Below are 23,583 nucleotides of genomic sequence, written 5' to 3' on the forward strand. Positions count from 1 at the left end.
CGGAGCCTGAGCGGTCACCGCCTGTGACCTGCGCAACACCGCTGCCCATAACCATAAAAACCGAACAGGTACCTTGCGATGCAAAATCAGATTGCCAGCTTTCGTGCTGCGCTCGACGCCAGCCCGGTGTCCCGCTACCAGTGGTTGCTCTTGTTGCTTCTCGCCTTGCTGCTGGTTACCGATGGCTACGACGCCCAGGTCCTGGGCTATGTGGTGCCGGCCCTGGCCCAGGACTGGGGGCTGGAGAAGGCCGCCTTCGGCCCGGTGTTCAGCGCCAACCTGCTGGGCCTGACCCTGGGGTCCCTGGCGGTGACGCCCCTGGCGGACCGTTTTGGCGTGCGCCGGATCCTGCTCTGTTGCGTGCTGATCTACGCCAGCCTGACGGTGCTGATGGTGTTCGCCCATTCCCTTGAAAGCCTGATGGCCGCCCGTTTTATCTGTGGCATCGGCATGGGCGGGGCGATGCCCAGCGCGATGGCGCTGATGTCCGAATATTCGCCGCCGCGCCTGCGCACCCTGATGGTGACCCTGGCCGCCTGCGGTTTCTCCTTTGGCGGCGCGGCGGGTGGTTTCGTTGCGGCCGGCTTCATCGATCGCTTTGGCTGGGAAGCGGTGTTCCTCGCCGGTGGCCTCACGCCGCTGCTGCTGTTTCCTTTCCTGCTCTGGCGCCTGCCCGAATCGCTGCCGCGCCTGCTGCGGGACGCACCGCCCTATGCGCGGCTGCGCAAGGTCACCGCACAGATGCTCCCGGACTGGCAACCGCCGGCCGCAGTGCTCAACAGCGGTGAGCAGGCGGACAGCAAGCTCACGGTGCTGGAGTTGTTCCGCCACGGCTATGCTCGGCCTACGTTGCTGATCTGGGCGACCTTTTTCGTCAGCCTGATCCTGCTGTATTTCATGATCAGCTGGTTGCCGACGCTGCTGCTGGAGAGTGGCCTGGCCCTGAAGCAGGCCAACCTGGTGACTTCGATGTTCCTCTTCGCCGGTACCCTCGGCGCGATCTGCATGGCCTGGTTCGCCGACCGCCTGAAACGCAAGGTGCGCCTGCTGGCCGCGGTGCTTAGCGCCGCTGCACTGTGCACCGTGCTGCTGGGGTTGAACCACGACAACCCGCGCTACCTGGTGGTGTTCGTGTTTGCCGCGGGCTTCTGCATCATCGGTGGCCAGTTGACCCTGAATGCCTTCGCCAGCAACTTCTACCCGGCCCAGGTGCGCGCCACCGGCACCGGCTGGGCTTTGGGCGTGGGGCGTTTCGGTTCGATCCTCGGTCCGCTGTTCGGCAGCATGCTGCTGGCGATGCATATTCCGGTGCAGCAGATTTTCTTCTTCTGCGCGATTCCGGCCCTGCTTGCGGCGTTGTTGATCATCCAGGTGCGTTCGCCCCTGGCGTCGGCCTCGGGTGAGGCGGGGCCGGCCGCGCAACGGCAGGCCCCGCTCAAGTCCTGAGGGGCAGGGTGGTTCAGCGTGCCAGGTGCTTGATCATCGGCACGCAGGCCAGGGTCAGGCCCCGGGGTGACTGGTACTGGGCGATGCGCTCACCGACGAAGCCGCAGCGGCGATAGAAGTCGGCGGCGTTGAGGGTCGAATCCAGGATCAGGTGGGGCAACTGGGCCTCCCGCGCCCGCTCTTCGAGGTACTCCATCATCTTGCGGCCGATGCCGCGTCCCATGTAGGCCGGGTCGACGAACACCGCGTCGACCTGCCCGGTCTGCAGGTCGAGCATGCCGCTGGCGGTCACCTGATTGTCGATGACCGCCACATGGCCGGTGTTTTCCACCACTTCGATGAAGTAGTCGCTCAGTTCGCCAGCCGTCCAGACCTGGAGGTCCGCTTCGGGGTAGTGGCCGGCGCACTGCTGGTGGATGGCCTGGTTGCGAATGTCGAAGACCCGCTGTGCGTCGGCGCCGTGGGCTTTTCTGATGAGCATGCTGTGTCCGTTCCCTGGGGTTAGCCGCCCATCCTGCCAGAGCCCGGGCGCTGCTGTCATGCGGCCCTGGCCTGGATCAGCAACAGCCCCCAGCCGTTGGCGTGGTGCCGGGGTGGCGCGGGTGTAAATCCTGGCGGAAGCGTTCGGCGCTGTTCATGTTTTTTCATCCTTGCAGCAGGCACCTGGGCGGCGGGCATCGTTGCACGGCAGGCGCGAAACAGCGGGGAGATTCAGTGCACGATGGTGTTGGGCGGCAGGTGCCCCAGGCGTTCGGTCAGGCGCAGGCGCTGGATCGGATCGTCGCTGAGCAGCAGGGCGTGCTCCAGGTCGAAGCGTTCGGCATTCGGGCATTCCAGGCGCTGGTAGAGGCTGGCCCGGGCCAGGTAGTCGGCGGCGCTGCCGTTGCCGATTTCCAGGACCCGTTCGGCATTGATCAGGGCCCCCAGGTGGTCGTCGTAGGACAGGTGCAACTGGCGCAGGTTGCGTGACAGGCGCTGGAACATCTGCAGCGGTTCGGCGCTGGCCAGGTGCTCGGCGCTGAGCTTGATATGGGCGCCGTACTGGCGTTGCAGCAGTTCCCGGCAATCGTTGGGGTACAGCCGGCGCCCGCCGCACGGGTCCAGCAGGTGGTCGGCACCGGGCACCCGCAGCAGGAAGTGCCCGGGAAAGTTCACCCCCGCCAGCGGCACCTGCAGCCGCTGCGCCAGCTCCAGGGCGATCAGGGCCAGGGCCAGGGGCTGGCCACGCCGACGCTCCAGGACCTTGTCCATCAGCGCCGCCTGGGGCCGCAGGGGCAGGTGTTCGTCCTGCTGGAAACCCAGGTCGTTGAGCCGGCGCAACAGCGGCTGGCCCAGCTCGTTCGCCGGCAGCGTCGGCAGGCTGCTGCCCACTTGCTGCTGCAGTTGCTTGAACTCCTCCAGCAACAGGCCGGGCACCACCTGGGGATCATGCTCGGCGGCAATCCACAGGGCAGCCTCCAGCAGGGCGGGCGGCGAGCGGCGCAGACAGGCGAAAAAAGCTTGGCGCGGGTTCATCTCGATCTCCGACGGATGCCTCGTTTTAGCCTCGTGACGAAGCTTCGTCCAGTGTTGAAATGCGTGGTAGCAGGTTATTTCCCAAAGCCTGCAAAACCCCGGGGCTTATTCCTGCGCGGCGCAGCAAATTCCAGGCGCAAGCCTATACTGGCGTCTACAAGAAGTGATTCGGGAGCCCGTCGATGTTCGCTCTCATGCACAGCACCCGCCTTGAATCGCTGCACCTCAGCGTCGACCCCTGTACCGGGTTGAAGGCAGTGATCGCCATCCACGACAGCCGCCTGGGGCCCGCCCTGGGCGGCTGTCGTTACCTCGCCTACCCCGACGACAGCAGTGCCGTGACGGATGCCGCGCGCCTGGCCCAGGGCATGAGCTACAAGGCCGCCCTGGCCGGCCTGCCCCAGGGGGGCGGTACCGCCGTGATCATCCGCCCCGCCCATGTGGAAAGCCGCGCCGCCCTGTTCGAAGCCTTTGGCCGATGCGTCGAGCAACTGGACGGGCGCTACATCACCGCCATCGACAGCGGCACCTCGGTGGCCGACATGGACTGCATCGCCCAGCAGACCCGTTACGTCACCAGCACCAGTGCCGCGGGCGACCCGGCCCCCCATGCCGCCATGGGCGTGTTCGCCGGCATTCGCAGCACCGCCATGGCGCGCCTGGGCAGCGACAACCTGGAAGGCCTGCGGGTGGCGATCCAGGGGCTGGGCAACGTCGGCTATGCCCTGGCCGAGCAGTTGCACGCTGCCGGGGCGGAGTTGCTGGTCAGTGATATCGATGCCGGCAAGGTGCAACTGGCCATGGAGCAACTGGGCGCCCATCCCATCGCCAACGATTCTCTGCTCAGCACCCCTTGCGACATCCTCGCCCCCTGCGGCCTGGGGGCGGTGCTCAACAGCCTCAGCGTGTCGCAGCTGCGCTGCTCGGCGGTGGCGGGTTCGGCCAACAATCAACTGACCAACCTGCAGGTGGCCGATCAACTGGAGCGCCGCGGGATTCTCTATGCGCCGGATTACGTGATCAATTCCGGGGGGCTGATCTATGTGTCCCTCAAGCACCGCAACACGGAGCTGCCGGTCATCACCGCCCACCTGTCGAAGATCAGTCAGCGGCTGACGGAAATCTTCGCCCACGCCCAGGCCGAAAAGCGCTCCCCGGCGCGAGTGGCCGATGAACTGGCGGAACGGGTGCTGTACCGCTAGGCATTCTTGCCTTAACCCTTGGCCAGGCTCTGTGTACCATCCGGCTGCGAAGTGCCCACTGACAAGGAATGTATCGACGATGCGTGAAGCGCTGGAGACCGGGCTGGATGAGCAGTTGTCCTGCCTGTTGCGGGCGGGGGCGGACATTCAGGCGGTTCGCGATGTTCTTGTGGCATACCGGGACAAGGGCTTTTGCGCAGAGGCCGTATACAAGCATCTGGCATCACTGCGGCCTGGCGCATCGCAAGGGCTGGAGGACCGAATTCTGGAAGCCATGGATATCGCATCAGGTTTTTGTTGCGCAGGCTCCAGGGTCTGGGACGTCGCGCAATGACCGCGCCAGATATGGCCTCACCATTGACTGGCTGCTCCATCAGGCAACTGCAGTTGTACGCAGCGGCATGCCTGGCGGTTTATTGCGAACGAAAAGGCATTGCTCACCCGTGCATCGATGAGTTGATAAAGCACCTTGAGGGCTACCCGCCAAAGGGCGATCTACTGGCGTGGGAGAGAGCCGGGGCGCTGCTGGCACTCAATGGTCGCGGAGATGATTGGCCCCAGGAGCTTGTCGCCTTGATAGCGCCTGAAGAGGTCGAGGCGTTCTCCTGCATCGTTGACAGCGCAGTTGAGGTGGGAATGGTTGACCTGTATGGCGACTCGACCGGTATGCCCCTGGCCTTCCTGGGCAAGATCACTTCCCTGCTGCATCGCAACGCTATCGAATTGCCTGATCCGCCAGGGGCGAAAGCGCTTCAACCGGCCACCGTACTAGGGCCACGCTTGCCTTCGCAGGCATGAAAAAAGCCCTGTGCCAGGGGCACAGGGCTTATTCAATTCGCGTAACGCCTATTTTGCGGCCTTGGCCGCTTTCGCCGGTTTGGCTGGCGCCTCGGCTTCGGCAGGTTGCGGCTCGGCAACAGCCTCCACTACGGGAGCGGGGGCACTGAGCAACTCGGACAACGCGTCCGGCTGGCTCTTGAATGCCTTGGCGAACACATCGCGGTTCTTGGCCATGTAGATCCCGGCTTCTTCCACCTGCTGTTCGCTCAGCGACGGCACGGCTTTTTGCAACACTTCGGCGAGCAATTCAGCCAGTTCGAGCATTTTGTCATGACGGTCAGCTTCGGCTTTATCCATGAACAAGCGCTCCAGATCTCGGCTGCTGCGGTATACCACTTCGACGGCCATTCACCACCTCACATGCCTTCACGATAATGGGTCTGTATAAATACTGTATCTATATACAGGTCGAGAGAATAGGCGAAACCTTTTCCCTTGGATAGTGGCTTTTTAATGTAGACGCAATTTTTTTCCCGGGCCGATTGTCATGGGGCCGTGCCTCGTTGTCGGTGGCCACCATCTCATTGAAGGCTCCTGGCCTTTTTTCTGCATGCAGAACAACCGTCACGTCCAATCCGCATCATCCGGTCGAAACGACCTAAGGAAAAACCATCGTGAAAATCAATTGGGCCGAGAACCTGCGGCAGAACGTCCACCAGCTGGCCGAGTCCCTGGGCAACCTGTTCGTCGAGTCGTTCCACTACCTGGCGCTGTTCGCCATCGGTGCGGTGACCGCCTGGGCGGCGGTGATGGAATTTTTGCAGATGATCGAGGCGGGCCACATCAAGATCGATGACATCCTGCTGCTGTTCATCTACCTGGAATTGGGGGCGATGGTCGGCATCTACTTCAAGACCAACCACATGCCGGTGCGCTTTCTGATCTACGTGGCGATCACCGCGCTGACCCGGTTGCTGATCTCCAACGTCTCGCACCACAACCCGCCGGACCTGGGCATCATCTACCTGTGCGGCGGCATCCTGTTGCTGGCCTTCGCCATCCTGGTGGTGCGCTACGCCTCGTCGCAGTTCCCTTCGGTGAAGATCGAGCATCCGCAGCGCAAGATCGGCGCGGGCTCTGGCGAACACCCGGAAGTGGAAAAGGGCGAGCTCTAGAACCGCAGGGCCGGCGGTGCGAGCTTCTGGCCGCTGGGCGGCGGCAGGCCCAGGCTGTCGCCGTTGGTCATGGCTTCGAGAATGGCCACGGCGCTGTGGCCCTGCTCGATGGCGATACCAAACTGAATGCTTTGCACCAGGCGCTTGATGCGCTGCGGGTCATTGCGCTGGGCCGCGCTGATCATGCGCTTGGCCACCACCCGGCCACCTTCGGACAAGGTCAGCATGATGCTGCCGTCCAGGCCCTGGATGCTCAGGTTGACCTGGTATTGCGGGGTGAAGGTGTCGGTAATCAGTTGAAAAGGGTTGTCCATGATGCGTCACCGCCTGATTGGATCGTGCAGTCATTGACCGGCAGGGCGCGGAATTAGTTCGCGATTCCGGACCACTGGCCAGTCGTTCGCCGAGGGTGGCCAACGTCCGTGTTCCTCCCCCGGGACAAAGCAAGGGGCATGCCGGGAAACGCGCCGGGCAATGAATACGGGGACAAAAAAAGCGGACCACTAGGTCCGCTTTTTTTATCCCGGCCCGATTCAGGGCACGACCGAATAAATGATCGCAGACAGTGCGACCAGCCCGATCAGCACCACGAACAGGTTCGACAACTGGCCCGAATACTGGCGCAGTGAAGGCACCCGTCGGATCGCATACATCGGCATCAGGAACAGCAGGCAGGCGATTACCGGTCCGCCCATGGTCTCGATGATGTGCAGGATGCTCGGGTTGAAGGTGGCCACGGCCCAGCAGGTGAGGATCATGAACAGCGCCGTGATCTTTTCCAGGCTGCTGGAGGACAGCGAGCGCCCCCGCAGGTTTTTCACGATCAGGCCCTGGAAGCCTTCGCTGGCGCCGATGTAGTGGCCCAGGAACGATTTGGTAATGGCCACCAGGGCGATCAGCGGGGCGGCATAGGCAATCACCGGGGTCTGAAAGTGGTTGGCCAGGTAGGACAGGATCGAGATGTTCTGCTCCTTGGCCGCTACCAGGTCCGCCGGCGACAGGGCCAGCACGCAACTGAAGCAGAAGAACATCACTGTCAGCACCATCATGCCGTGGGCCGTGGCCAGGATACCGCTGCTCTTGGCTTCGGCCTGCGGGCCGTAATGGCGCTTCTGATCCAGGGCGAAGGCCGAGATGATCGGCGAATGGTTGAAGGAAAACACCATCACCGGGATCGCCAGCCACAGGGTCTTGAAGAACAGCGGCAGGGGCATGCCTTCGCCGGCCGAGGCGAAGAACGCGCCGTTCCAGTTGGGGATCAGGCTCAGGGCCAGTAGCAGCAACGCGGCGACGAAGGGGTAGACCAGCAGGCTCATGGCCCGCACGATCACGCCCTGGCCGCAGCGCACGATGGCCATCAGGCCGAGTATCAGCAGCAGCGACAGCAGCGCCCGCGGCGGTGGAGTCATGTGCAACTGGTGTTCCATGAAACTGCTCAGGGTGTTGGTCAGCGCCACGCTGTACACCAGCAGGATCGGGAAGATGGCAAAGAAGTAGAGCAGGGTGATGAGCTTGCCGGCGCCGACCCCGAAATGCTCCTCGACCACTTCGGTGATGTCTCCGGAGCGCCCGGAAAGAACGAAGCGGGTCAGGCCGCGGTGGGCGAAGAAGGTCATGGGGAAGGCCAGCAGTGCCAGCACGATCAGCGGCCAGAAGCCGCCAACCCCGGCGTTGATCGGCAAGAACAGGGTGCCGGCGCCGATGGCGGTGCCATACAGGCCGAGCATCCAGGTGGTGTCGTGCTTGCTCCAGCCCTGGCGGGCGCTGGTGGTGTCGCGGGGTGTGGCTACAGCAGGGTTTTGGGCAGCAGGTGTCGGTACATCGGTCATCGTTATCGCCTCGTTATTATTTTTGCTCGGGCTCACGTAGTGCGGACGGTCAGGGAAGGCTCCTCAGCATTCCACCCAGCTCACCGCCAGGCCGCCCCGTGAAGTCTCTTTGTATTTGTCATGCATGTCGGCGCCGGTATCACGCATGGTGCGGATCACCCGGTCCAGGGAGATGAAGTGCTTGCCGTCGCCGCGCAGGGCCATCTGGGTGGCGTTGATCGCCTTCACCGCGGCAATCGCGTTGCGTTCGATGCAGGGCACCTGCACCAGCCCGCCCACCGGGTCGCAGGTCAGGCCGAGGTTGTGTTCCAGGCCGATCTCGGCGGCGTTCTCCAGTTGCTCGGGCGTGGCGCCGAGAACTTCCGCCAGACCGGCGGCGGCCATGGCGCAGGCCGAGCCCACTTCGCCCTGGCAGCCGACTTCTGCGCCGGAGATCGAGGCGTTCTTCTTGCACAGGATGCCCACGGCCGCGGCAGCGAGGAAAAAGTTCACGACGTCGTCGTCACAGGCCTGGGGATTGAACTTAATGTAGTAGTGCAGCACCGCCGGGATGATCCCCGCCGCACCGTTGGTGGGGGCGGTGACCATGCGTCCGCCGGCGGCGTTTTCCTCGTTCACCGCCAGGGCGTAGAGGTTGACCCACTCCATGGCCGACAGGGTCGAGGTGATGACATTCGGCTTGCCGATTTCCAGCAGGCTGCGGTGCAGCTTGGCCGCGCGGCGTGGGATATCGAGGCCGCCGGGCAGGGTGCCTTCGTGGCGCAGGCCCTGTTCGACGCACTCGCGCATCACCGACCAGATATGCAGCAGGCCGCTGCGGATTTCGGCATCGCTGCGCCAGGCCCGTTCGTTGGCCAGCATCAGCTCGCCGACCCGCAGCTTGTGGGTCTTGCACAGGGCCAGCAGCTCGGCGGCGCTGTTGAAGTCGTAAGGCAATTCGACACTGGCGCCGGCTTCAGTTCCGGCCTCGACCTGGGCGGCTTCGATGATGAAGCCGCCGCCCACCGAGTAATAGGTCTGCTCCAGCACGATGCCCTGCTCGCCGTGGGCGGTCAGCGACATGGCGTTGGGGTGGTAGGGCAGGCTTTCGTCCAGCAGCAGCAAATCCTGCTGCCAGTCGAAGGCGATGTTCGTGCGCCCACCCAGCAGCAACTGGCCACTGTCGCGCAGTTGCTGGATGCGAGGGTTGATGCTGCCCGGATCGATGCTGTCTGGCCATTCGCCCATCAGGCCCATGACACTGGCGCGGTCGGTGGCATGGCCGACGCCGGTGGCCGACAGTGAACCGTACAGGCGGATCTGCACCCGCTGCACCTGCTGCTCCAGGCCTTGTTCGAACAGCGCCTGGGCGAAGGTCGCGGCGGCGCGCATCGGGCCCACGGTGTGGGAACTGGAGGGGCCGATACCGACTTTGAAAAGATCGAAAACACTGATAGCCATGCTAAAGCCTTACAAGCAATGGAAGGTGGATCGCTGCCATTTTTTGTAGGCCAAGCGCAATGTCGGCGATACTGCCCGGGTCGGTCGCGGCTGACCAACGAAAATTCCTAAGAGATCCTTTAGCAGGACTAAACGATGAGTCGTCAGTTTCATGCCCAGACCTATGTCTGGCTGCATGTGTTTTCCTGTGCCGCGCGGCACCTGTCTTTCACCCGGTGTGCCGAAGAGCTGCACATCACGCCGGGGGCGGTCAGCCAGCAGATCCGCCAGTTGGAGGAACGCCTGGGTTTTCGCCTGTTTCACCGGCGGCCCCGGGGTGTGGAACTGAGTGCCGAAGGCCAGCGGCTGGCGCTGACAGTGAGCGAGGCCTACGGCAGCATCGACGCGGAACTGCGGCGCCTGGATGCGGGGATGATCGGGGGGACTTTGCGCTTGCGCTCGATCCCGTCGTTTCTCGGCAAGTGGCTGACTCCGCGCCTGCCGCGCCTGCAGCAGCGTTATCCGGAGATCCAGCTGCGGCTGGTGGCCGAAGACAGCAGCGTGGCCCTGCACGAGGGCGACTTCGACCTGGCCATCGACCTGAACGACGGCAGCTACCCCGGCTTGCAGTCCACCGCGCTGCTGGACGAGCAGATCTTCCCGGTGTGCGCCCCGAGCCTGCTGCGTGGGCGCCCGCCGCTGCACGGTCCGGCGGACCTGGCGCACTTTGCGCTGTTGCACGACATCACCGCCTGGCGCGGCAGCTATGAATACGCCGAGTGGGAGTTCTACCTCAATGCCATCGGCTTCGAGGGCGCGGACGTGCGTCGTGGCCATACCTTCAATCGCAACCACCTGACCATCGAGGCGGCGATCGCCGGCATGGGCGTGGCGATTGCCCGGCGCACCCTGCTCAACGACGAACTGGAGCGCGGCACCCTGATCGTGCCTTTCGGCCTGGCGGTGCCCAACCACAAACGCTACGTGCTGCTCTATGCGCCGGGCGCACTGAGCCATCCGGGTGTACGCGCGGTGCATGACTGGCTGGTGGAGGAAGCGGAGATCTTTCGCGGCTTGCACCCTCTGGGCGAGGGGCAGCTGTGAGCGGTTTTGACTGACGCATGGGGCGAGCTAACTCCCGACCTTAACAGCGCCTTTGCGGTTTGTCCGGCTTTATTTGCGTATGAATATTTATCTTTTTTAAGGGGTTGAAATGTTCGTCGCCGTGCCTAATTGTGTAATCAAGAGGTCACGAAATGCAGGTTCATACGCATTGCCTTGACCCTCTTACGAGCAAGCTGAAATAAGGGAAGAACTATGCAAATCCAAGTCCATAGCGATAACCATATTCAAAGCAGCCTTCGGATGGAGGAGTGGGTGCGCAGCACCGTTGAAAGCACGCTCGAACGCTACGAAGAAGACCTGACCCGGGTAGTGGTCCACCTGCGGGACGAGAACGGCGGCAAGTCGGGTCCGGACGATATGCGCTGCCAGCTGGAAGCCCGTCCGAAAGGTCACCAACCGGTTTCCGTGACCCACAAGGCCGACACCCTGGAGCAGGCCCTCGACGGTGCCACCGTCAAGTTGGAAAGTGCCCTGGAGCACATGTTCGGCAAATTGCGCGGCAAACGTGCGGCAGCGGTGCCCACAGCCGATGGCAGCGAGGCAGATGCCCTGCTCGAAGAAGAATTCCTGGAGAACCAACAGGCCGCGCTCAATAGCTGACGGCCGGGTTTCACCCCCAACCGGACGGGCCTGCATTGCAGGCCCGTTTTGCTTTGTGGGGGAAATGAATCAGAACGCCACGGAGGTCTGCACGTAGAGCGTGCGGGGCTCGCCTACGTACTTGCCCTTGTTGTTGTCGTCGAAGGAACGGGTGAAGTACTGGTGGTTGAAGATGTTCTTTACCCCCACCGCCACGTTCAGGTCCGACAGTTGCGGGCCGAAGTCATACCCGGCGCGGGTGCTGAACAGCATGTAGCCGGGGATGCGCCCGGTGCTGCCATCGGCGCTTTCGGCACGGGTGTTGGCATTGTCGGCAAACTGGCTGCTCTGGTAGCTACTGTCGAGGTTGAGCTTCCACGGGCCTTCGGTGTAGCTCACCCCCAGGGTGCCCTTGTGCTTGGAAGAGAAGGGCACGCGGTTGCCCTTGTTCGGGCCGTCTTCACGAATGGTGGCATCGACATAGGCGTAGGTGGCGTAGACATCGAAGCCCGCCAGCGCCGGGGCCAGGCCATCCAGGGCGTAGCTGACGCTGCTCTCGATACCCTGGTGGCGAGTCTCGCCCCGGGCGATCACCGTGTCGTTGGTCTGGTTGCTGTCGTACTGGTTGTCGAAGTTGATCAGGAAAGCGCCGATCTCCGCCCGCAGGGTGCCGTCGTCATAGCGGGTGCCCAGTTCCCAGGTGCGGGCTTTCTCCGGCTTGACCTCGCCACTGGCCACGCGGTTGGGCATCTGGCTGTACTGCACGCTGCCGAAGGAGCCTTCGGTGTTGGCGTAGAGGTTCCAGCTCTCGTTGAGGTGGTACATCACATTCAGCGCCGGGAGCGCGGTGTTGTAGTCACCCTTGTATTTGACGTGGGTGAGGTTGTTGCTCTGCTGCGACTCGATCATCTCGTAGCGGATGCCCGGGGTCAGGGTCCACTTGCCGATATCGATCCGGTCATCGACGAAGAACGCATGGGCCTCGGTGCCGCCACGGGTGTCGCGGTCGTTGCGGCTGTTGCTGGTGGGCAGTTGCTGGTTGGCGGTCAGCGGCGTGCGATAGCGCAGCTCATGACCGGCTTCGTTGATGTAGCGGTAGCCGACGCCCACTTCGTGGCTGCTGTCCCCCAGGTCGATGCCTTGGGCGAAACGGGTTTCCAGGCCGCGTACCCAGTATTCGCGAGGCGACAGGGAGAGGAAGCTGCCCTGGTCCAGGTAACCGCTGCGCAGGGTCTTGGTGAAGAAGCTGTTGACGGTGAATTCGCGGCGATCTTCCTGGTAGCGGTAACCGACGTTGAACATCGTGCGCCGGCCCCAGAACTTGTCGTAGGGGCGGGTCGACTGGTACGGGTCGGCCTTGTAGTCCGCCACGTTCAGGCCGCCGGGCATGTGCGCCTCACCTTCGTAGTACTGGGCCATGGCATTGAAACTGTTGGCGTCATCGAGCTGGTACTTGCCCTTGAGGATCAGGTCGTCGATCTGCGTGTCGCTGTGTTCGCGCCAGTCGCCGCCGCGGGTGCCGGAGTACAGCAGGGCGCCGCCCAGGCCGTTGTCGGCGGTGCCGCCGGCCAGCAGGTTGCCGGTGGTCTTGAAGCCGTCATGGCTGGAAGAGGGGCTGGTTTCGGTCTGCAAGCCGCCCTTGACCGTCGGCGCGTCGGGAATTGCCCGGGTCACGAAGTTGACGATGCCGCCGACGTTCTGTGGGCCATAGCGCACCGCGCCACCACCGCGCACCACGTCCACGGCATCCATGTTGCCCATGCTGATGGGGGCAAACGACAGTTGCGGCTGACCGTAGGGGGCGAAGGGTACCGGGATGCCGTCCATCAGCACCGTGGAACGCGAGGCCAGGCGCGGATTGAGGCCGCGGATGCCGAAGTTCAGCGCCATGTCATGGCTGCCGGTGCCGTTGTTGTCCGGTGCGTTGACCCCGGGAATCCGATTGAGCACGTCCCGTGCCTGGGTGGCGCCCTGGCGTTCGAACTCCTCGCGACGGATCACGTCCCGGGCCCCTGGGTGCTCGAACACATCGCTTTGCTGGGCATCGCCGAGCCAGTCGCCGACCACGCTGGAGGCGCCCAGGTGCAGCGGCTGGGCAGCGGCCTCGGGGCTGGCCGGTTGCAGGCTGAAGGCATTGCTGCCCTCGGCCCGGGCTTGCAGGCCGGTGCCTTGCAGCAGAACGTTCAGGCCTTCCTGCGGGCTGTACTGGCCTTGCAGGCCACGGCTTTGCACGCCACTGGTGACGTGTGAACCGAAAGAGATCAGCACCCCGGCTTGCCGGCCAAACTGGTTCAGGGCGTTTTCCAGCGAGGTCGGGGCGATGTGATAACTCTGGGCCTGGGCCTCGGCGGCCTGGACCAGGGGCAGGCTGGCCAGGCTCAGGCTGGCCCCCAGCAGCCAGTGGCGCAGGGTACGGGCCAGAGGCGTGAGGCAGGTGGGTTGCTCGGTCATGAAGGTGGGTCCTGAGAAGGGGGAATCAAGGTGGCTTTCCTTCTCTGTCACTTGAACCTGGGGAAACGGCTCATGGGCGGTGGTTTTTTTTCGGTGCCGGGGCGGGCGGCGATTGGTTGGCGGGGGCTTGGGTGCGGCCCGGGTCAAGGGCGCGTTCCCTGCGGAGCCGGTTGCAGCCCGCGGCAGCGGCGACAGAGGGCCGTCAGGCGCGGGCTTGGACGGTGACCCAATAGCGGGTGAAGCGACGTACCTTGACCGGCAGGCTGATCTCCAGCAGGTCGAGAATCCGCTCGCTGTCATCCAGGGGGTAGCTGCCGGAAATCAGCAGGTCCGCCACCTGCGCATCACAGTTGAGCTGGCCGCGACGGTAGCGCCCCAGTTCGTCGAGAAAGTCCGCCAGGCGCATGTGCGCTGCCACCAGCATGCCTTCGCTCCAGGCGCCCCTGCCGGCATCCAGGGCCCGGGGAGCTTGCCAGCTGTTGCCGGTGAAATTCAGTTGCTGCCCGGCCGCCACCTGGGGCGGGGTTGTGGCGTAGTCCAGGGGCGTCACGCCGACGGTTCCGGAGAACACTGCCAGTTGGGTGTAGTGCTTGAATTGGCGCAGGTTCAGCCGCGCGCCTTGCGGGCTTACCTGCCCTTGTGCGGTCTGCACCCGCAGCGGCCGGGCATCCTGGGCACTGGTGAGCATGATCTCGCCCTCCAGCAGGCGGATCAGCCGTTGCTGGCCATCAAAGCGCACATCCACCGCGCTGCTGGTATTGAGCTGCAACTGGCTGCCATCGCTCAGTTGCAGTTTGCGCCGCTGCCCCAGGGGGCTGCGGTAATCCGCCAGCAGTGGCGGCAGCGGGTTGTGTTCGCGCAGGCCCCAGGCGGCGGCTGAGCCGGCGCCGAGAATCAGCAAGAGCTTCAGTGCCTGGCGCCGGCTGGCGGATTTCGGCGCGTTCAGGGCGGCGTGGGCCAGGGGCGAAGACAGGCCACGCAGGCGCTGGTTGACGCGCTGGATATGCTCCCAGGCCCGCTGATGTTCGCTGTGGGCATCGTGCCATTGCTGCCAGGCTTGTTGCTGGCGGGGGCTCAAGGGCCCGTCCTGCATTTCGATCAGCCAGTGCACGGCCTGTTCGGCCACCTGGTTACTGAAATCGGGCTGGCCATTGGGGTGTGGGTTCATCGAGGCACTCACAGGGCGAAGTAGCAGCGCATCGCCGCTTTGTTCAGGTGGCGTTTGACCGTGGCGATGGAGATATTCAGCTCCCGGGCGATTTCGCCGTAGGTCAGGCCATCGAGCTGGCACAGCAGAAAGGCTCGCTTGACCGGCCGCGGCAGGCCGTCGAGCAGGCTGTCCAGCTCCATCAGGGTTTGCAGGATGATGGCCCGCTCTTCCTCGGAGGGCGCCACCTGTGCAGGCATCTGCGCCAGGGTTTCCTGATAGGCCCGCTCCAGGTCCTGGCGCCGGTAGTGGTTGAACAGCACGCGCTTGGCGATGGTGGTGAGAAACGCCCGGGGCTCGATCAGGGCCGGTGTTTCCCGGGCGCTTAGCACCCGCATGAAGGTGTCCTGGGCCAGGTCGGCGGCGCTGTGGGGGCAGCCGAGCCGGCGCCGCAACCAGGTGTTCAACCAGCTGTGATGGGCCTGGTAGAGGCCTTCGACGGTAGCGGTATGGGACAAGCCGGACGCTCCTGCACCGAGATGGCGCATAAGAGAACAAGAATTGTTCGCATTGTAGTGGGGCGACATGGTATTGGGCAATCAGGCCGGACCGACGGGTTTGCATCGGGTTCGTCGCTGCTTTTTGCATATGAGAATATTTATCATTAAACTTGCCCGCCTACTTCCCCCGGCCACCTGTGTGCTGTGCCGGACCTCCCCTCGCGTCAAGGTCGAAACATGAAAAGCAAGGCTGGCGGTCTTTCCGCTTCCTATCGTCTGGCGGTGGCTTCGCGGGTATTCGCCGCGGTGCTGGGGGGCTATCTGCTGGCGGCGCTGGGCAGTGTCTGCCTGACCTTGCTGCTGCCCCTGCCCAGGGCCGATGCGGTGGTCAGCGCAATGATGACGTCCTTCCTGCTCTATCTGGTGGCGGTGCTCTGGTGCTTTGCCTGTCGCAGTGCCCGGCAGGCCTGGCTGGGCCTGTTGCTGCCCAGCCTGGTGCTGGCGCTGGTCGCCGGCAGTGCCTACTGGGTGGCCCTGCCATGAAGGAAGGATTTCGCCAGTCCATGGCCTGGCTGCACACCTGGAGCGGGTTGCTGTTCGGCTGGTTGCTGTTTGCGATCTTCCTCACCGGGACCCTGTCCTACTTCAAGGATGAGATCACCCACTGGATGCAGCCGGAGGCGCCGGCCCGGGCCCTGAACGCCGATGCCAGCCTGGGGCTGGCCCAACGCTACCTGGAACGCCATGCCCAGGGCGCGCAACGCTGGTTCATCGGCCTGCCCGATGCCCGCCAGCCAAGCCTGTCGGTGGGCTGGCAGGCGCCCGGCAAACCCGGCGAGCGCGGTGCCTTCACCGAGAAACTGCTGGACCCGGCCACCGGCAGCGAAGTGCATGTGCGCGACACCCGCGGCGGCGAGTTCTTCTACCGCTTCCACTTCCAGCTGCAGATGCCCTATCCCTGGGGCCGCTGGCTGTCGACGATGGCGGCCATGGTGATGTTCGTGGCGCTGATCAGCGGCATCATCACCCACAAGAAAATCTTCAAGGACTTCTTCACCTTCCGCCCGCGCAAGGGCCAGCGCACCTGGCTCGACGGGCACAACGCGGTGGGCGTGCTGGTGCTGCCGTTTCACCTGATGATCACCTACAGCAGCCTGGTGATCTTCATGTACATGGTCATGCCGGCGAGCATCCTGGTGGCCTACAAAGGGGATTCCGATGCCTTCTTCGAGGACTTGCGGCCCGCTGCCGCCGCTGCCTCGGCCGCTGGGCGGAGTGCCCCGCTAGCCCCCCTCGAACCCATGCTCAAGCAGGCCCGGGAACGTTGGTCGGGCGGCCATGCGCAGCGCCTGGTCGTCAGTTACCCGGGGGACCTGAATGCCTCGGTGCAGGTGTTTCGCCATGAAGCCGACCGCGTGGCCCGGGATTTCGGCAGCCAAGTGGCGTTCAACGGCGTGACCGGCCAGCCGTTGCAGGCCTCTGCCGAGCAATCCCTGCCGCTGGCCATCGGCGGCAGCTTCTATGGCTTGCACATGGGGCGCTTCGCCGGGCCGGTGTTGCGCTGGCTGTACTTCCTCTGTGGGTTGGCCAGCACCGCGATGATCGGCACCGGGCTGGTGATCTGGCTGGGCAAGCGCCAGCTCAAGCATGCCAAGAGTGCCGCCCAGCCTTTCGAGCTGCGCCTGGTGCAAGTGTTGAACATCGCCAGCATGGCCGGGCTGCTGCTGGCGGTGGCGGCGTTCTTCTGGGCCAACCGCCTGTTGCCCGCAGGCTTCGCCGAACGCGCCGACTGGGAGGTCAACAGCTTCTTCTGGGCCTGGGGCCTGAGCCTGTTGCACGCCTGCGTGCGCCCCGGCCGTCGCGCCTGGGTTGAACAACTGGGCCTTGGCGCCTTGCTGTTCGCCGGGGTGCCGGTGCTCAGCGTGCTCACCAGCCCGAGCCTGATGGATGGCTTCATGGTCCGGGGCGACTGGGCCATGGCGAGCTTCGACCTGGCGTGCCTGGGCTGTGGCCTGTTCCTGGCCTGGGCGGCGCGCAAGCTGCATCGCGCGGGGGGCGCCGCCACAGCCCCGCCCCGGGTGCCCCGGCAGCGCCCGCCGGCTCTTGAAACCGAGGTGAATTGAATGCTCCTGGTGCTGTTGCTCTGTTATGCCGGCTTTACCGGCCTGTGCCTGTCCCTGGACCGGCATCACGGCGAGCTGCTCGGGCACAAGCCTTCGGCCCTGCGCCGCCACGGCCTGCGTCTGGGCGGCTGGATGCTGCTGGGCCTGTCGCTGGCAGCCGCAGTGCAGGGCACCGGCTGGAGCCTGGGGCTGGTGCAGTGGTGCGCGGTGCTGATGTTCAGCGCCTTGCTGCTGGTGCTGCTGTTGCCCTATCGGCCGCGCCTGGTGCTGACGATGGCGGGGGCCAGCCTGCTGGCCAGCCCGGTCGCGGCCCTGGCCTACTTCTGAGCGGACCGACGATGATGAGCACCCTGCCACCGGAGCCTGCCGAGGCGGATCACCCTGATCCGCAGGGCAGCCGTGCGCATTTTCTCCAGGTGTTCCTGTCCCAGCGTTCGCAGATGGAGGCCCTGGTCAGCCGCCGGGTCGGTTGCCGGGCCACCGCCGCCGACCTGGTGCAGGACCTGTTCCTGCGCTTCTGGCGCCGGCCCCTGGTGCAGGTCGAGGAACTCAGCACCTACCTGCTGCGTTGCGCCGGCAATATCGCCATCGACCACCTGCGCAGCGAGGGCGCGCGAGTGCGGGTCAATGAAGGCTGGCTGCCGGAGCAGCAGGACAACCAGGGCAGCGAGCCCCAGGCGGCGCTGGAAGCCGGCAACGACCTGCGGCATGTCGAGGCGGCCCTGCGCAGCCTGCCGCAGCGCACCCGGCAGATCTTCCTGCTCAACCGCATCCACGGGCGCAAGTACGCCGAGATCGCCAAGGCCATGGGCTTGTCCCAAAGCGCCGTGGAAAAACATATGATGCGCGCCCTCGAAGCCTGCAAGGCCAGCCTGCGGGAAGCCCCGGGCACGCGCACGCCAAGGAATGCACCGTGAACCACCGCACGAGTATCTGCCCGACGCCCGCTCAGGAGCAGGCCGCGCTGGCCTGGCTGAGCCTGCTCCACGATCAGCCCAGCAGTGGCGACCAGGCCACCTTCAGCCACTGGTTGCAGGCCGACCCCGCGCATATCGAGGCCTATGCCCAGGCCCAGGTGGTGTGGGAGCTGAGCGAGCAACCGGCGCGCACCCTGGCCGATGAAGACGCCTTTGCCCTGCACGGCCTGCTGCGTTCCATGGATGCTGCCAGGGGCCGGGCCCGGCGGCGCTGGTCGGCGGGGCTGGCGCTGGCCGCCAGTGTGTTGCTGGCGGTGGCCCTGGGCGCCGGCTGGCAGCCCGGGCGCTGGGTCGATGACCTGGGGGCCGACTATGTTTCCGCGCCGGGCCAGGTGCGCACCCTGACCCTGGCCGACCAGAGCCAGGTGACCCTGGATGCCGACAGCGCCATTGCCGTGGATTTCAGCCGGGGCGAGCGCCATGTGCAACTGCGTCGCGGCGCCGGTTTCTTCAGCGTCAGCCACACCGGCGAGCCCTTTGTGGTGAACGCGCAAGAGGGGGAGGCGCGGGTGCTGGGCACCCAGTTCGAAGTGCGCCTGCAGCCGGGCGGGGCCCAGGTCACGGTGCTGTCTGGCCGGGTGGGGGTCACCCCGGCCAAGGGCGCGGCGCAGCAGGTACTCGGCGCCGGGCAGCAAGTGGCCTACGGACATGGCGTTGCGGCCCCGCTGCACGCTGTCGACAGTGAGGCGCAACTGGCCTGGCGCCAGGGCTGGCTGAACTATTACCACGCGCCTCTGGCCGAGGTGGTGGACGACCTGCGGCGTTATTTCCCCGGGCGTATCCTGCTGCTCAACGATGAACTGGCGGCGCGGCGCATCAGTGGCAGTTTCTCCAGCAAGGACCCGCAGGCGGTCCTCGACTCACTGCAGGCGGTGCTCGGCTTCCAGCAGCATCGGGTGCTCGGGAGGTTCATCGTCCTGCGCTGAGAACCGCGTCCCAGAGCTCCCGAACATTCATCGTTATCACTCCGTTCTGTCACCAAACCGTTACATCAGACGGGGATGATCTGCGCATTCCTGAGCACATGGTCAGGATCGGCGAGGGTTGTGATTCAGCTCTCACAAGGGAGGGATAGCTGAAGCGGGAGCAAGACGATGCGCAGCTGGGATGTAGCTAAAAAGAAAAAAGCTCATATCGAGATCATTCCGATGATCGATGTGATGATGTTTCTGCTGGTGTTCTTCGTACTCATCAGCCTCAACGTGATCCCGGCCGTAGGGATCAAGACGCAGTTGCCGGTCGCCAGTACCGCGCAACAGCTGAAGCCGCAAAACAAGGCAGTGATTACCCTGGGTCTGCAAGAGCGCCTGCAACTCGATGGCCAGGACCTGGATGAAAGTGCATTGCTGGCGCAACTCAAAGTGTTGAACGACAGCAGTGAAAAGTTGGTGATCATTATCAACAGCGATCAGGGCGTGGAAGTTAAACGCCTGGTTTCGGTGATGGACTTGCTCAAGGGCAATGGCTTCTCTTCCGTCTCCATCGCTACACGCAAGTCCTGACGCCATGTTCAGTCTCTATAGAACTCGCAAGTTGCTTGCGTGCCTGCTGCCGGCTGGCCTGTTGCTGCTGGTGATCTATACCAGCCAGTTGCAGCAGTTGCAGATCAAGCCGGTGTATGACGAAAGCACCGTTGAAATCGCCCTGGTCGATGCCGCCGAACTGCTGGCGGCGGCCGAGCCACCACCGCCACCGCCTGAGCCGTTGCCCATCGAGCCCGAGCCGCCGCGGGTGGTGCCGGAGGAAGAACCGCTGGTGATCGAGCCGCCGAAACCCAAGCCGGTGGTCAAGCCCAAGCCGCCGGTGCCCAAGCCCATGGTGGCCAAGCCTGCGCCACCCAAGCCGGCCCCGGCCGTGGCCCAGAATGCCCCCGCCGCGCCGCAGCCCGCGGTGGCCGCCGCGCCGAAACCGGTGGCCGCACCGGCTCCCGTACCTGCTCCGGCCACCGCGCCCGCGGCGCCCAGCAGTGCAATCAAGGAAAGTCTGTACACCGCCGCTTTGCGCAAGGAACTGGAAAAGCACAAGCAATACCCCAGCGGCCGCGAGGCCTCGCTGCAACGTCCCCAGGGCGATGTGGTGATCTGGCTGGAAGTCGATCGGGCCGGCAACGTGCTCGACAGTGGCATCGAAAACAAGGCGCCGAACATGTTGCTCAATCGCGCCGCGCAAACCAGTTTGCGCCGCGTGGAGAAAGTTTCGCCGTTTCCCTCGGACGCGTTCTCCGGCAAGAACAAGCAACGTTTTACCGCGACCTTTAGTTACAACGTGGAATAAACCCATCACCTATTAACGAAAGTTGTAAGCAAGGGATTGACCCGTGAAGATCAATAAACTTTATGCCCTGCTTCTGGCATCGGGCCTGGGCAGTTTTGCGCCACTGGTTTTGGCCGACGATACCGTGGACGTAGGTTCGGTAAACGTTGCCGGTAAACAGACCCTGGGCAACGGCCACATGATCAAGGAAGAAAGCGCCAAGGGCCGCTCCACCGTGACCAAGGAGGCCATGGATCAGATGGCCCCCACCGCCAACGCCGTGGACAAGCTCAAGTACACCCCGGGGATCAACGTTTCCAGCACCGACGCCTCGGGCCTGAGCGGCACCAACTTCACCATGCGCGGGATGAACTCCGACCAGGTCGGGCTCTCCGCCGATGGTTTCCCGATCAACGACTCGGGCGACTACAGCATCTACCCGAACCTGATGGGCGACCCGGAGAACTTCAGTGAAGTCTTCGTCACCCAGGGTTCGTCCGAAGCCGACGGCCCGCACATCGGTTCCAGCGGTGGCAACATCGGCCTGGTGACCGTGCGCCCGACCAAGGATTTCGGGGTGTTCGTCAAGCAGTCTGTGGGTTCCAACAACCTGCGCAAATCCTTTGCCCGCCTCAACACCGGCGAGCTGGGGGGCTTCAAGACCTGGGTCTCGGCGTCCCATACCGAAGGTGACAAGTGGAAGGGCAAGGGCACCCTGCGGGCCGACAAGATCGAGTGGAACACCCTGTTCGAAGACGGCAACGGCAACTCCACCAACGCCATCGTCAAATACAACCTGCAGGAAAACTACAACTACAACAGCGTCAGCAAGTCCCAGTTCCAGACCCAGGGCCGGCGCCTGGACTACTCGGAAAACACCGTGTTCAAGAACGGCAGCGTGTCCCAGTCCTACAAGCTCAACCGCAACCCCTTCGAAAGCGTGACCGCCTCGGTGACCCAGCGCTTCCAGCTGCGCGACGACCTGAGCCTGACCTTCAACCCGTACTACGTCTGGTCCAACGGCGGCAGCTTCAGCGGCCAGACCGCCACCACCTTGTCCAGCACCTCCAGCCGGGCCGGCAACTATGACCTGAGCGGGTTGCCCAGCGGCACCTACTACCGGCCTTCGTGGACCGAGACCTGGCGCCCCGGCATGACCACCAAGCTCAAGTGGGACCTCAACGAAGAGCACAGCCTGGACGTGGGCTACTGGTACGAGCGCGCCCGCCAGCGCCAGACCCAGCCCTTCATCGGCATCAAGGGCAACGGCGCTCCGGAAAACGTCTGGGGCGACTACAACGGCTCCGACCAACTGGTGGACCGCAATGGCGCGACGGTCCAGGGCCGCCACCAGTACACCGTGACCCCGGCGCAGAAACTCTGGGTGCAGGACACCTGGCAGGCGACCCCGGACCTGACCCTCACCGGAGCCCTGGCTTACCAGTACGTGGAGCGCGATGGCAACAACCTGGGCAGCCTCACCGACAAGCCGGAAAAACGCGACGCCAGGTACCACCAGTTCCTGCCCAGCTTCAACGCCAAGTACCAGGTGGACCCGAACAACCAGGCGTTCTACAACGTCACCCGCAACATGCGCACGCCACCCAACTACGTGCTCTACAACAAGGGTGATTCCATCAGCCTGAAACCCGAGCTGAGCTGGAACCAGGAACTGGGCTGGCGCTACAGCGAGGAGAACATGGCCCTGAGCGCGACCCTGTTCTACATCACCTTCAAGGACCGGCAGATCTCCACCACCGACCTCAATGGCGACTACGTCGTGGCCAACGTCGGCGAAGTGAAGAACCGTGGCCTGGAGCTGGAGTGGAGCGGCCTCTTGCCACACAACTTCAACTACTACGCCTCGTACACCTACACCAAGTCCGAGCAGATGGATGACCTGACCAACAAGAACGTGCTGCTGCCGACGTCCGGCAAACAGCTGACCAACGTTCCGGAAAACATGTTCAACCTGAGCCTGGGCTACGACGATTCGCTCTACTACGGCAACGTGGTGGGCAAGTACGTCGGCGCCTTCTACGGCGACCTGACCAACGACGAGAAGATCTCCGGGCGCACCGTGTTCGACCTCAATGCCGGTATCCACCTGCCGGTGGACAAGAAGGTGCTGAAGTCCGCGACCCTGCGCTTCTCGATGCTCAACGTGTTCGACAAGGAATACCTGGCGTCGGTACGCACCGTGTCTTTCAACTCGGTAAGGACCAATGGCCTGGCGCCAAGCACCGCCTATTACAACGTGGGTGAAGAACGCACCGCGATGGTCTCCCTGGAAGCTGCGTTCTGATTCGATTCAGGCACAAGAGGAAATGACGATGGACATGAATCTGCTGCACGACATCACCTTCTACACCATGTACGGCGCTGCCGCGATTGCCGCCTTCATCGCCGTGGAGCGGGGCATCTACTTCAGCTTCAGCCTGCGCCAGGCGAAGAAGCTGGAGACCGTGCTCAACCCCAAGATGCACAGCGTCGACGATCTGCCCGCCCCGCTGCGCGAGCGCAACAGCCTGCCCCTGGAAATGGTCGCCGAGCTGTTTGCCCACAAGCAGGGGCTGGCCAGCCACAAAGACCTGGAAGACCTCAGCGAGTCGATCTACATCGCCACCCGCAGCAAGCTGATGCATGGCCTGTGGCTGCTGGAAACCGTGGTTACCGCTGCGCCCTTGCTGGGCCTCTTGGGCACCATCCTGGGGATCATCGACACCTTCAAGGCCCTGGCCGAGACCGGCGTCAGCGACCCGGGCGAAGTGTCCAAGGGCATCGGCACCGCGCTGTACGCCACGGCCCTGGGGATCGCCATTGCCCTGGGCAGCATGATCTTCCACAACCACTTCCAGGACCGGGTCGAGCGCATCACCGACCACCTGAAGATCCTGCTGCTGCGCGCCGGCATGGGCACCGCGCTGAAAGCCCCGCCAGCATCCCAGGTGGTCCACGGCAACCTGCAACCTGCCTGATGACCTGACCTGTAGCCGCTGCCGCGGGCACGGGCTGCGATCGACGGCGAAGCCGGCGCTGTTCCCTAGCGCTGTTCTCTGCCT

At 64.1% G+C, this 23,583-nt stretch carries 24 protein-coding genes and 1 pseudogene; 16 read left to right on the forward strand and 9 right to left on the reverse strand.

What is annotated here, in order from left to right:
• Nucleotides 1–78: 78 nt before the first annotated feature.
• On the forward strand, nucleotides 79–1,446 hold the full coding sequence (locus KCG88_RS13330) for an aromatic acid/H+ symport family MFS transporter (protein WP_047283967.1): 1,368 nt from the start codon (nucleotides 79–81) through the stop codon (nucleotides 1,444–1,446).
• A gap of 13 nt (nucleotides 1,447–1,459) precedes the next feature.
• Here the strand turns inward: KCG88_RS13330 and KCG88_RS13335 are convergent, their stop codons facing one another.
• Nucleotides 1,460–1,927 carry a GNAT family N-acetyltransferase gene (locus KCG88_RS13335; protein WP_047335727.1) on the reverse strand — a complete coding sequence of 156 codons (468 nt, stop codon included), beginning with the start codon at nucleotides 1,925–1,927 and terminating at the stop codon, nucleotides 1,460–1,462.
• Between the two features lie 230 nt (nucleotides 1,928–2,157).
• On the reverse strand, nucleotides 2,158–2,961 hold the full coding sequence (locus KCG88_RS13340; protein WP_210712524.1) for a transglutaminase family protein: 804 nt from the start codon (nucleotides 2,959–2,961) through the stop codon (nucleotides 2,158–2,160).
• 182 nt (nucleotides 2,962–3,143) lie between these two features.
• Here KCG88_RS13340 and KCG88_RS13345 point away from each other — a divergent pair, with 182 nt between their 5' ends.
• The 3 genes from KCG88_RS13345 (at nucleotide 3,144) to KCG88_RS13355 (ending at nucleotide 4,961) form a co-directional block, all read left to right on the forward strand.
• Complete coding sequence (locus KCG88_RS13345; protein WP_047283968.1) at nucleotides 3,144–4,163, forward strand: Glu/Leu/Phe/Val dehydrogenase dimerization domain-containing protein; 1,020 nt, start codon at nucleotides 3,144–3,146, stop codon at nucleotides 4,161–4,163.
• Nucleotides 4,164–4,242: 79 nt separating this feature from the next.
• Nucleotides 4,243–4,497, forward strand: a complete 255-nt coding sequence (locus KCG88_RS13350) for a hypothetical protein (protein ID WP_047283969.1) — start codon at nucleotides 4,243–4,245, stop codon at nucleotides 4,495–4,497.
• Nucleotides 4,494–4,961, forward strand: coding sequence for a hypothetical protein (locus KCG88_RS13355; protein WP_246882693.1), 468 nt, complete (start codon nucleotides 4,494–4,496; stop codon nucleotides 4,959–4,961). Before KCG88_RS13350 ends, KCG88_RS13355 begins: the two co-directional genes overlap by 4 nt.
• 150 nt (nucleotides 4,962–5,111) lie before the next feature.
• Here the strand turns inward: KCG88_RS13355 and KCG88_RS13360 are convergent.
• Nucleotides 5,112–5,351, reverse strand: a pseudogene (locus tag KCG88_RS13360) (YebG family protein); the annotation flags it as partial.
• A gap of 266 nt (nucleotides 5,352–5,617) precedes the next feature.
• Here KCG88_RS13360 and KCG88_RS13365 point away from each other — a divergent pair.
• On the forward strand, nucleotides 5,618–6,118 hold the full coding sequence (locus KCG88_RS13365) for a phosphate-starvation-inducible PsiE family protein (RefSeq protein WP_047283972.1): 501 nt from the start codon (nucleotides 5,618–5,620) through the stop codon (nucleotides 6,116–6,118).
• Here KCG88_RS13365 and KCG88_RS13370 read toward each other — a convergent pair.
• From KCG88_RS13370 to KCG88_RS13380, 3 genes are all read right to left on the reverse strand, one after another.
• Nucleotides 6,115–6,432, reverse strand: a complete 318-nt coding sequence (locus KCG88_RS13370) for a DUF3509 domain-containing protein (protein ID WP_047283973.1) — start codon at nucleotides 6,430–6,432, stop codon at nucleotides 6,115–6,117. The genes KCG88_RS13365 and KCG88_RS13370 overlap by 4 nt on opposite strands.
• Before the next feature lie 219 nt (nucleotides 6,433–6,651).
• On the reverse strand, nucleotides 6,652–7,947 hold the full coding sequence (locus tag KCG88_RS13375) for a serine/threonine transporter (RefSeq protein WP_041116018.1): 1,296 nt from the start codon (nucleotides 7,945–7,947) through the stop codon (nucleotides 6,652–6,654).
• Nucleotides 7,948–8,010: 63 nt separating this feature from the next.
• On the reverse strand, nucleotides 8,011–9,387 hold the full coding sequence (locus tag KCG88_RS13380) for an L-serine ammonia-lyase (RefSeq protein WP_210712525.1): 1,377 nt from the start codon (nucleotides 9,385–9,387) through the stop codon (nucleotides 8,011–8,013).
• Nucleotides 9,388–9,522: 135 nt separating this feature from the next.
• Between KCG88_RS13380 and KCG88_RS13385 the strand changes: the two genes are divergently transcribed.
• Nucleotides 9,523–10,470 carry a LysR substrate-binding domain-containing protein gene (locus KCG88_RS13385; protein WP_011059334.1) on the forward strand — a complete coding sequence of 316 codons (948 nt, stop codon included), beginning with the start codon at nucleotides 9,523–9,525 and terminating at the stop codon, nucleotides 10,468–10,470.
• Between the two features lie 213 nt (nucleotides 10,471–10,683).
• Nucleotides 10,684–11,091, forward strand: a complete 408-nt coding sequence (locus tag KCG88_RS13390) for an HPF/RaiA family ribosome-associated protein (RefSeq protein ID WP_011059335.1) — start codon at nucleotides 10,684–10,686, stop codon at nucleotides 11,089–11,091.
• A 69-nt stretch (nucleotides 11,092–11,160) separates the two neighbouring features.
• Here KCG88_RS13390 and fecA read toward each other — a convergent pair whose 3' ends face one another.
• The 3 genes from fecA to KCG88_RS13405 all read right to left on the reverse strand — a co-directional run bounded on the left by fecA (nucleotide 11,161) and on the right by KCG88_RS13405 (nucleotide 15,186).
• On the reverse strand, nucleotides 11,161–13,521 hold the full coding sequence (gene fecA, locus KCG88_RS13395; RefSeq protein ID WP_210712526.1) for a TonB-dependent Fe(3+) dicitrate receptor FecA: 2,361 nt from the start codon (nucleotides 13,519–13,521) through the stop codon (nucleotides 11,161–11,163).
• Between the two features lie 202 nt (nucleotides 13,522–13,723).
• Complete coding sequence (locus KCG88_RS13400; RefSeq protein ID WP_210712527.1) at nucleotides 13,724–14,689, reverse strand: FecR family protein; 966 nt, start codon at nucleotides 14,687–14,689, stop codon at nucleotides 13,724–13,726.
• 8 nt (nucleotides 14,690–14,697) lie between these two features.
• Nucleotides 14,698–15,186 (reverse strand): sigma-70 family RNA polymerase sigma factor, encoded by a 489-nt coding sequence (locus tag KCG88_RS13405; RefSeq protein ID WP_210712528.1) that lies wholly within the window; start codon nucleotides 15,184–15,186, stop codon nucleotides 14,698–14,700.
• A 219-nt stretch (nucleotides 15,187–15,405) separates the two neighbouring features.
• On the opposite strand from KCG88_RS13405, the gene KCG88_RS13410 reads away from it, so the two are divergent.
• The 9 genes from KCG88_RS13410 to KCG88_RS13450 all read left to right on the forward strand — a co-directional run bounded on the left by KCG88_RS13410 (nucleotide 15,406) and on the right by KCG88_RS13450 (nucleotide 23,499).
• Nucleotides 15,406–15,711, forward strand: a complete 306-nt coding sequence (locus tag KCG88_RS13410; RefSeq protein WP_047283979.1) for a DUF3649 domain-containing protein — start codon at nucleotides 15,406–15,408, stop codon at nucleotides 15,709–15,711.
• Entirely contained in the window at nucleotides 15,708–17,291 is a 1,584-nt protein-coding gene (locus tag KCG88_RS13415; protein ID WP_210712529.1) for a PepSY-associated TM helix domain-containing protein, read from the forward strand. Before KCG88_RS13410 ends, KCG88_RS13415 begins: the two co-directional genes overlap by 4 nt.
• Nucleotides 17,292–17,618, forward strand: a complete 327-nt coding sequence (locus tag KCG88_RS13420; RefSeq protein ID WP_047335736.1) for a DUF3325 domain-containing protein — start codon at nucleotides 17,292–17,294, stop codon at nucleotides 17,616–17,618. It begins immediately after the preceding gene.
• An 11-nt stretch (nucleotides 17,619–17,629) separates the two neighbouring features.
• The gene (locus KCG88_RS13425; protein ID WP_047283982.1) at nucleotides 17,630–18,208 is read left to right on the forward strand and encodes an RNA polymerase sigma factor; all 579 of its coding nucleotides are present in this window, start codon (nucleotides 17,630–17,632) and stop codon (nucleotides 18,206–18,208) included.
• The gene (locus KCG88_RS13430; RefSeq protein WP_210712530.1) at nucleotides 18,205–19,194 is read left to right on the forward strand and encodes a FecR family protein; all 990 of its coding nucleotides are present in this window, start codon (nucleotides 18,205–18,207) and stop codon (nucleotides 19,192–19,194) included. Before KCG88_RS13425 ends, KCG88_RS13430 begins: the two co-directional genes overlap by 4 nt.
• Before the next feature lie 168 nt (nucleotides 19,195–19,362).
• On the forward strand, nucleotides 19,363–19,770 hold the full coding sequence (locus KCG88_RS13435) for a biopolymer transporter ExbD (protein WP_011059344.1): 408 nt from the start codon (nucleotides 19,363–19,365) through the stop codon (nucleotides 19,768–19,770).
• Between the two features lie 4 nt (nucleotides 19,771–19,774).
• Nucleotides 19,775–20,542 carry an energy transducer TonB gene (locus tag KCG88_RS13440; RefSeq protein ID WP_210712531.1) on the forward strand — a complete coding sequence of 256 codons (768 nt, stop codon included), beginning with the start codon at nucleotides 19,775–19,777 and terminating at the stop codon, nucleotides 20,540–20,542.
• A gap of 43 nt (nucleotides 20,543–20,585) precedes the next feature.
• The gene (locus tag KCG88_RS13445; RefSeq protein ID WP_052914292.1) at nucleotides 20,586–22,826 is read left to right on the forward strand and encodes a TonB-dependent receptor; all 2,241 of its coding nucleotides are present in this window, start codon (nucleotides 20,586–20,588) and stop codon (nucleotides 22,824–22,826) included.
• 28 nt (nucleotides 22,827–22,854) lie between these two features.
• Nucleotides 22,855–23,499, forward strand: a complete 645-nt coding sequence (locus tag KCG88_RS13450; protein ID WP_047335737.1) for a MotA/TolQ/ExbB proton channel family protein — start codon at nucleotides 22,855–22,857, stop codon at nucleotides 23,497–23,499.
• Nucleotides 23,500–23,583 lie beyond the last annotated feature (84 nt).

The sequence above is a fragment of the Pseudomonas sp. MWU349 genome (assembly GCF_017947325.1).
GTDB lineage: Bacteria > Pseudomonadota > Gammaproteobacteria > Pseudomonadales > Pseudomonadaceae > Aquipseudomonas > Aquipseudomonas protegens.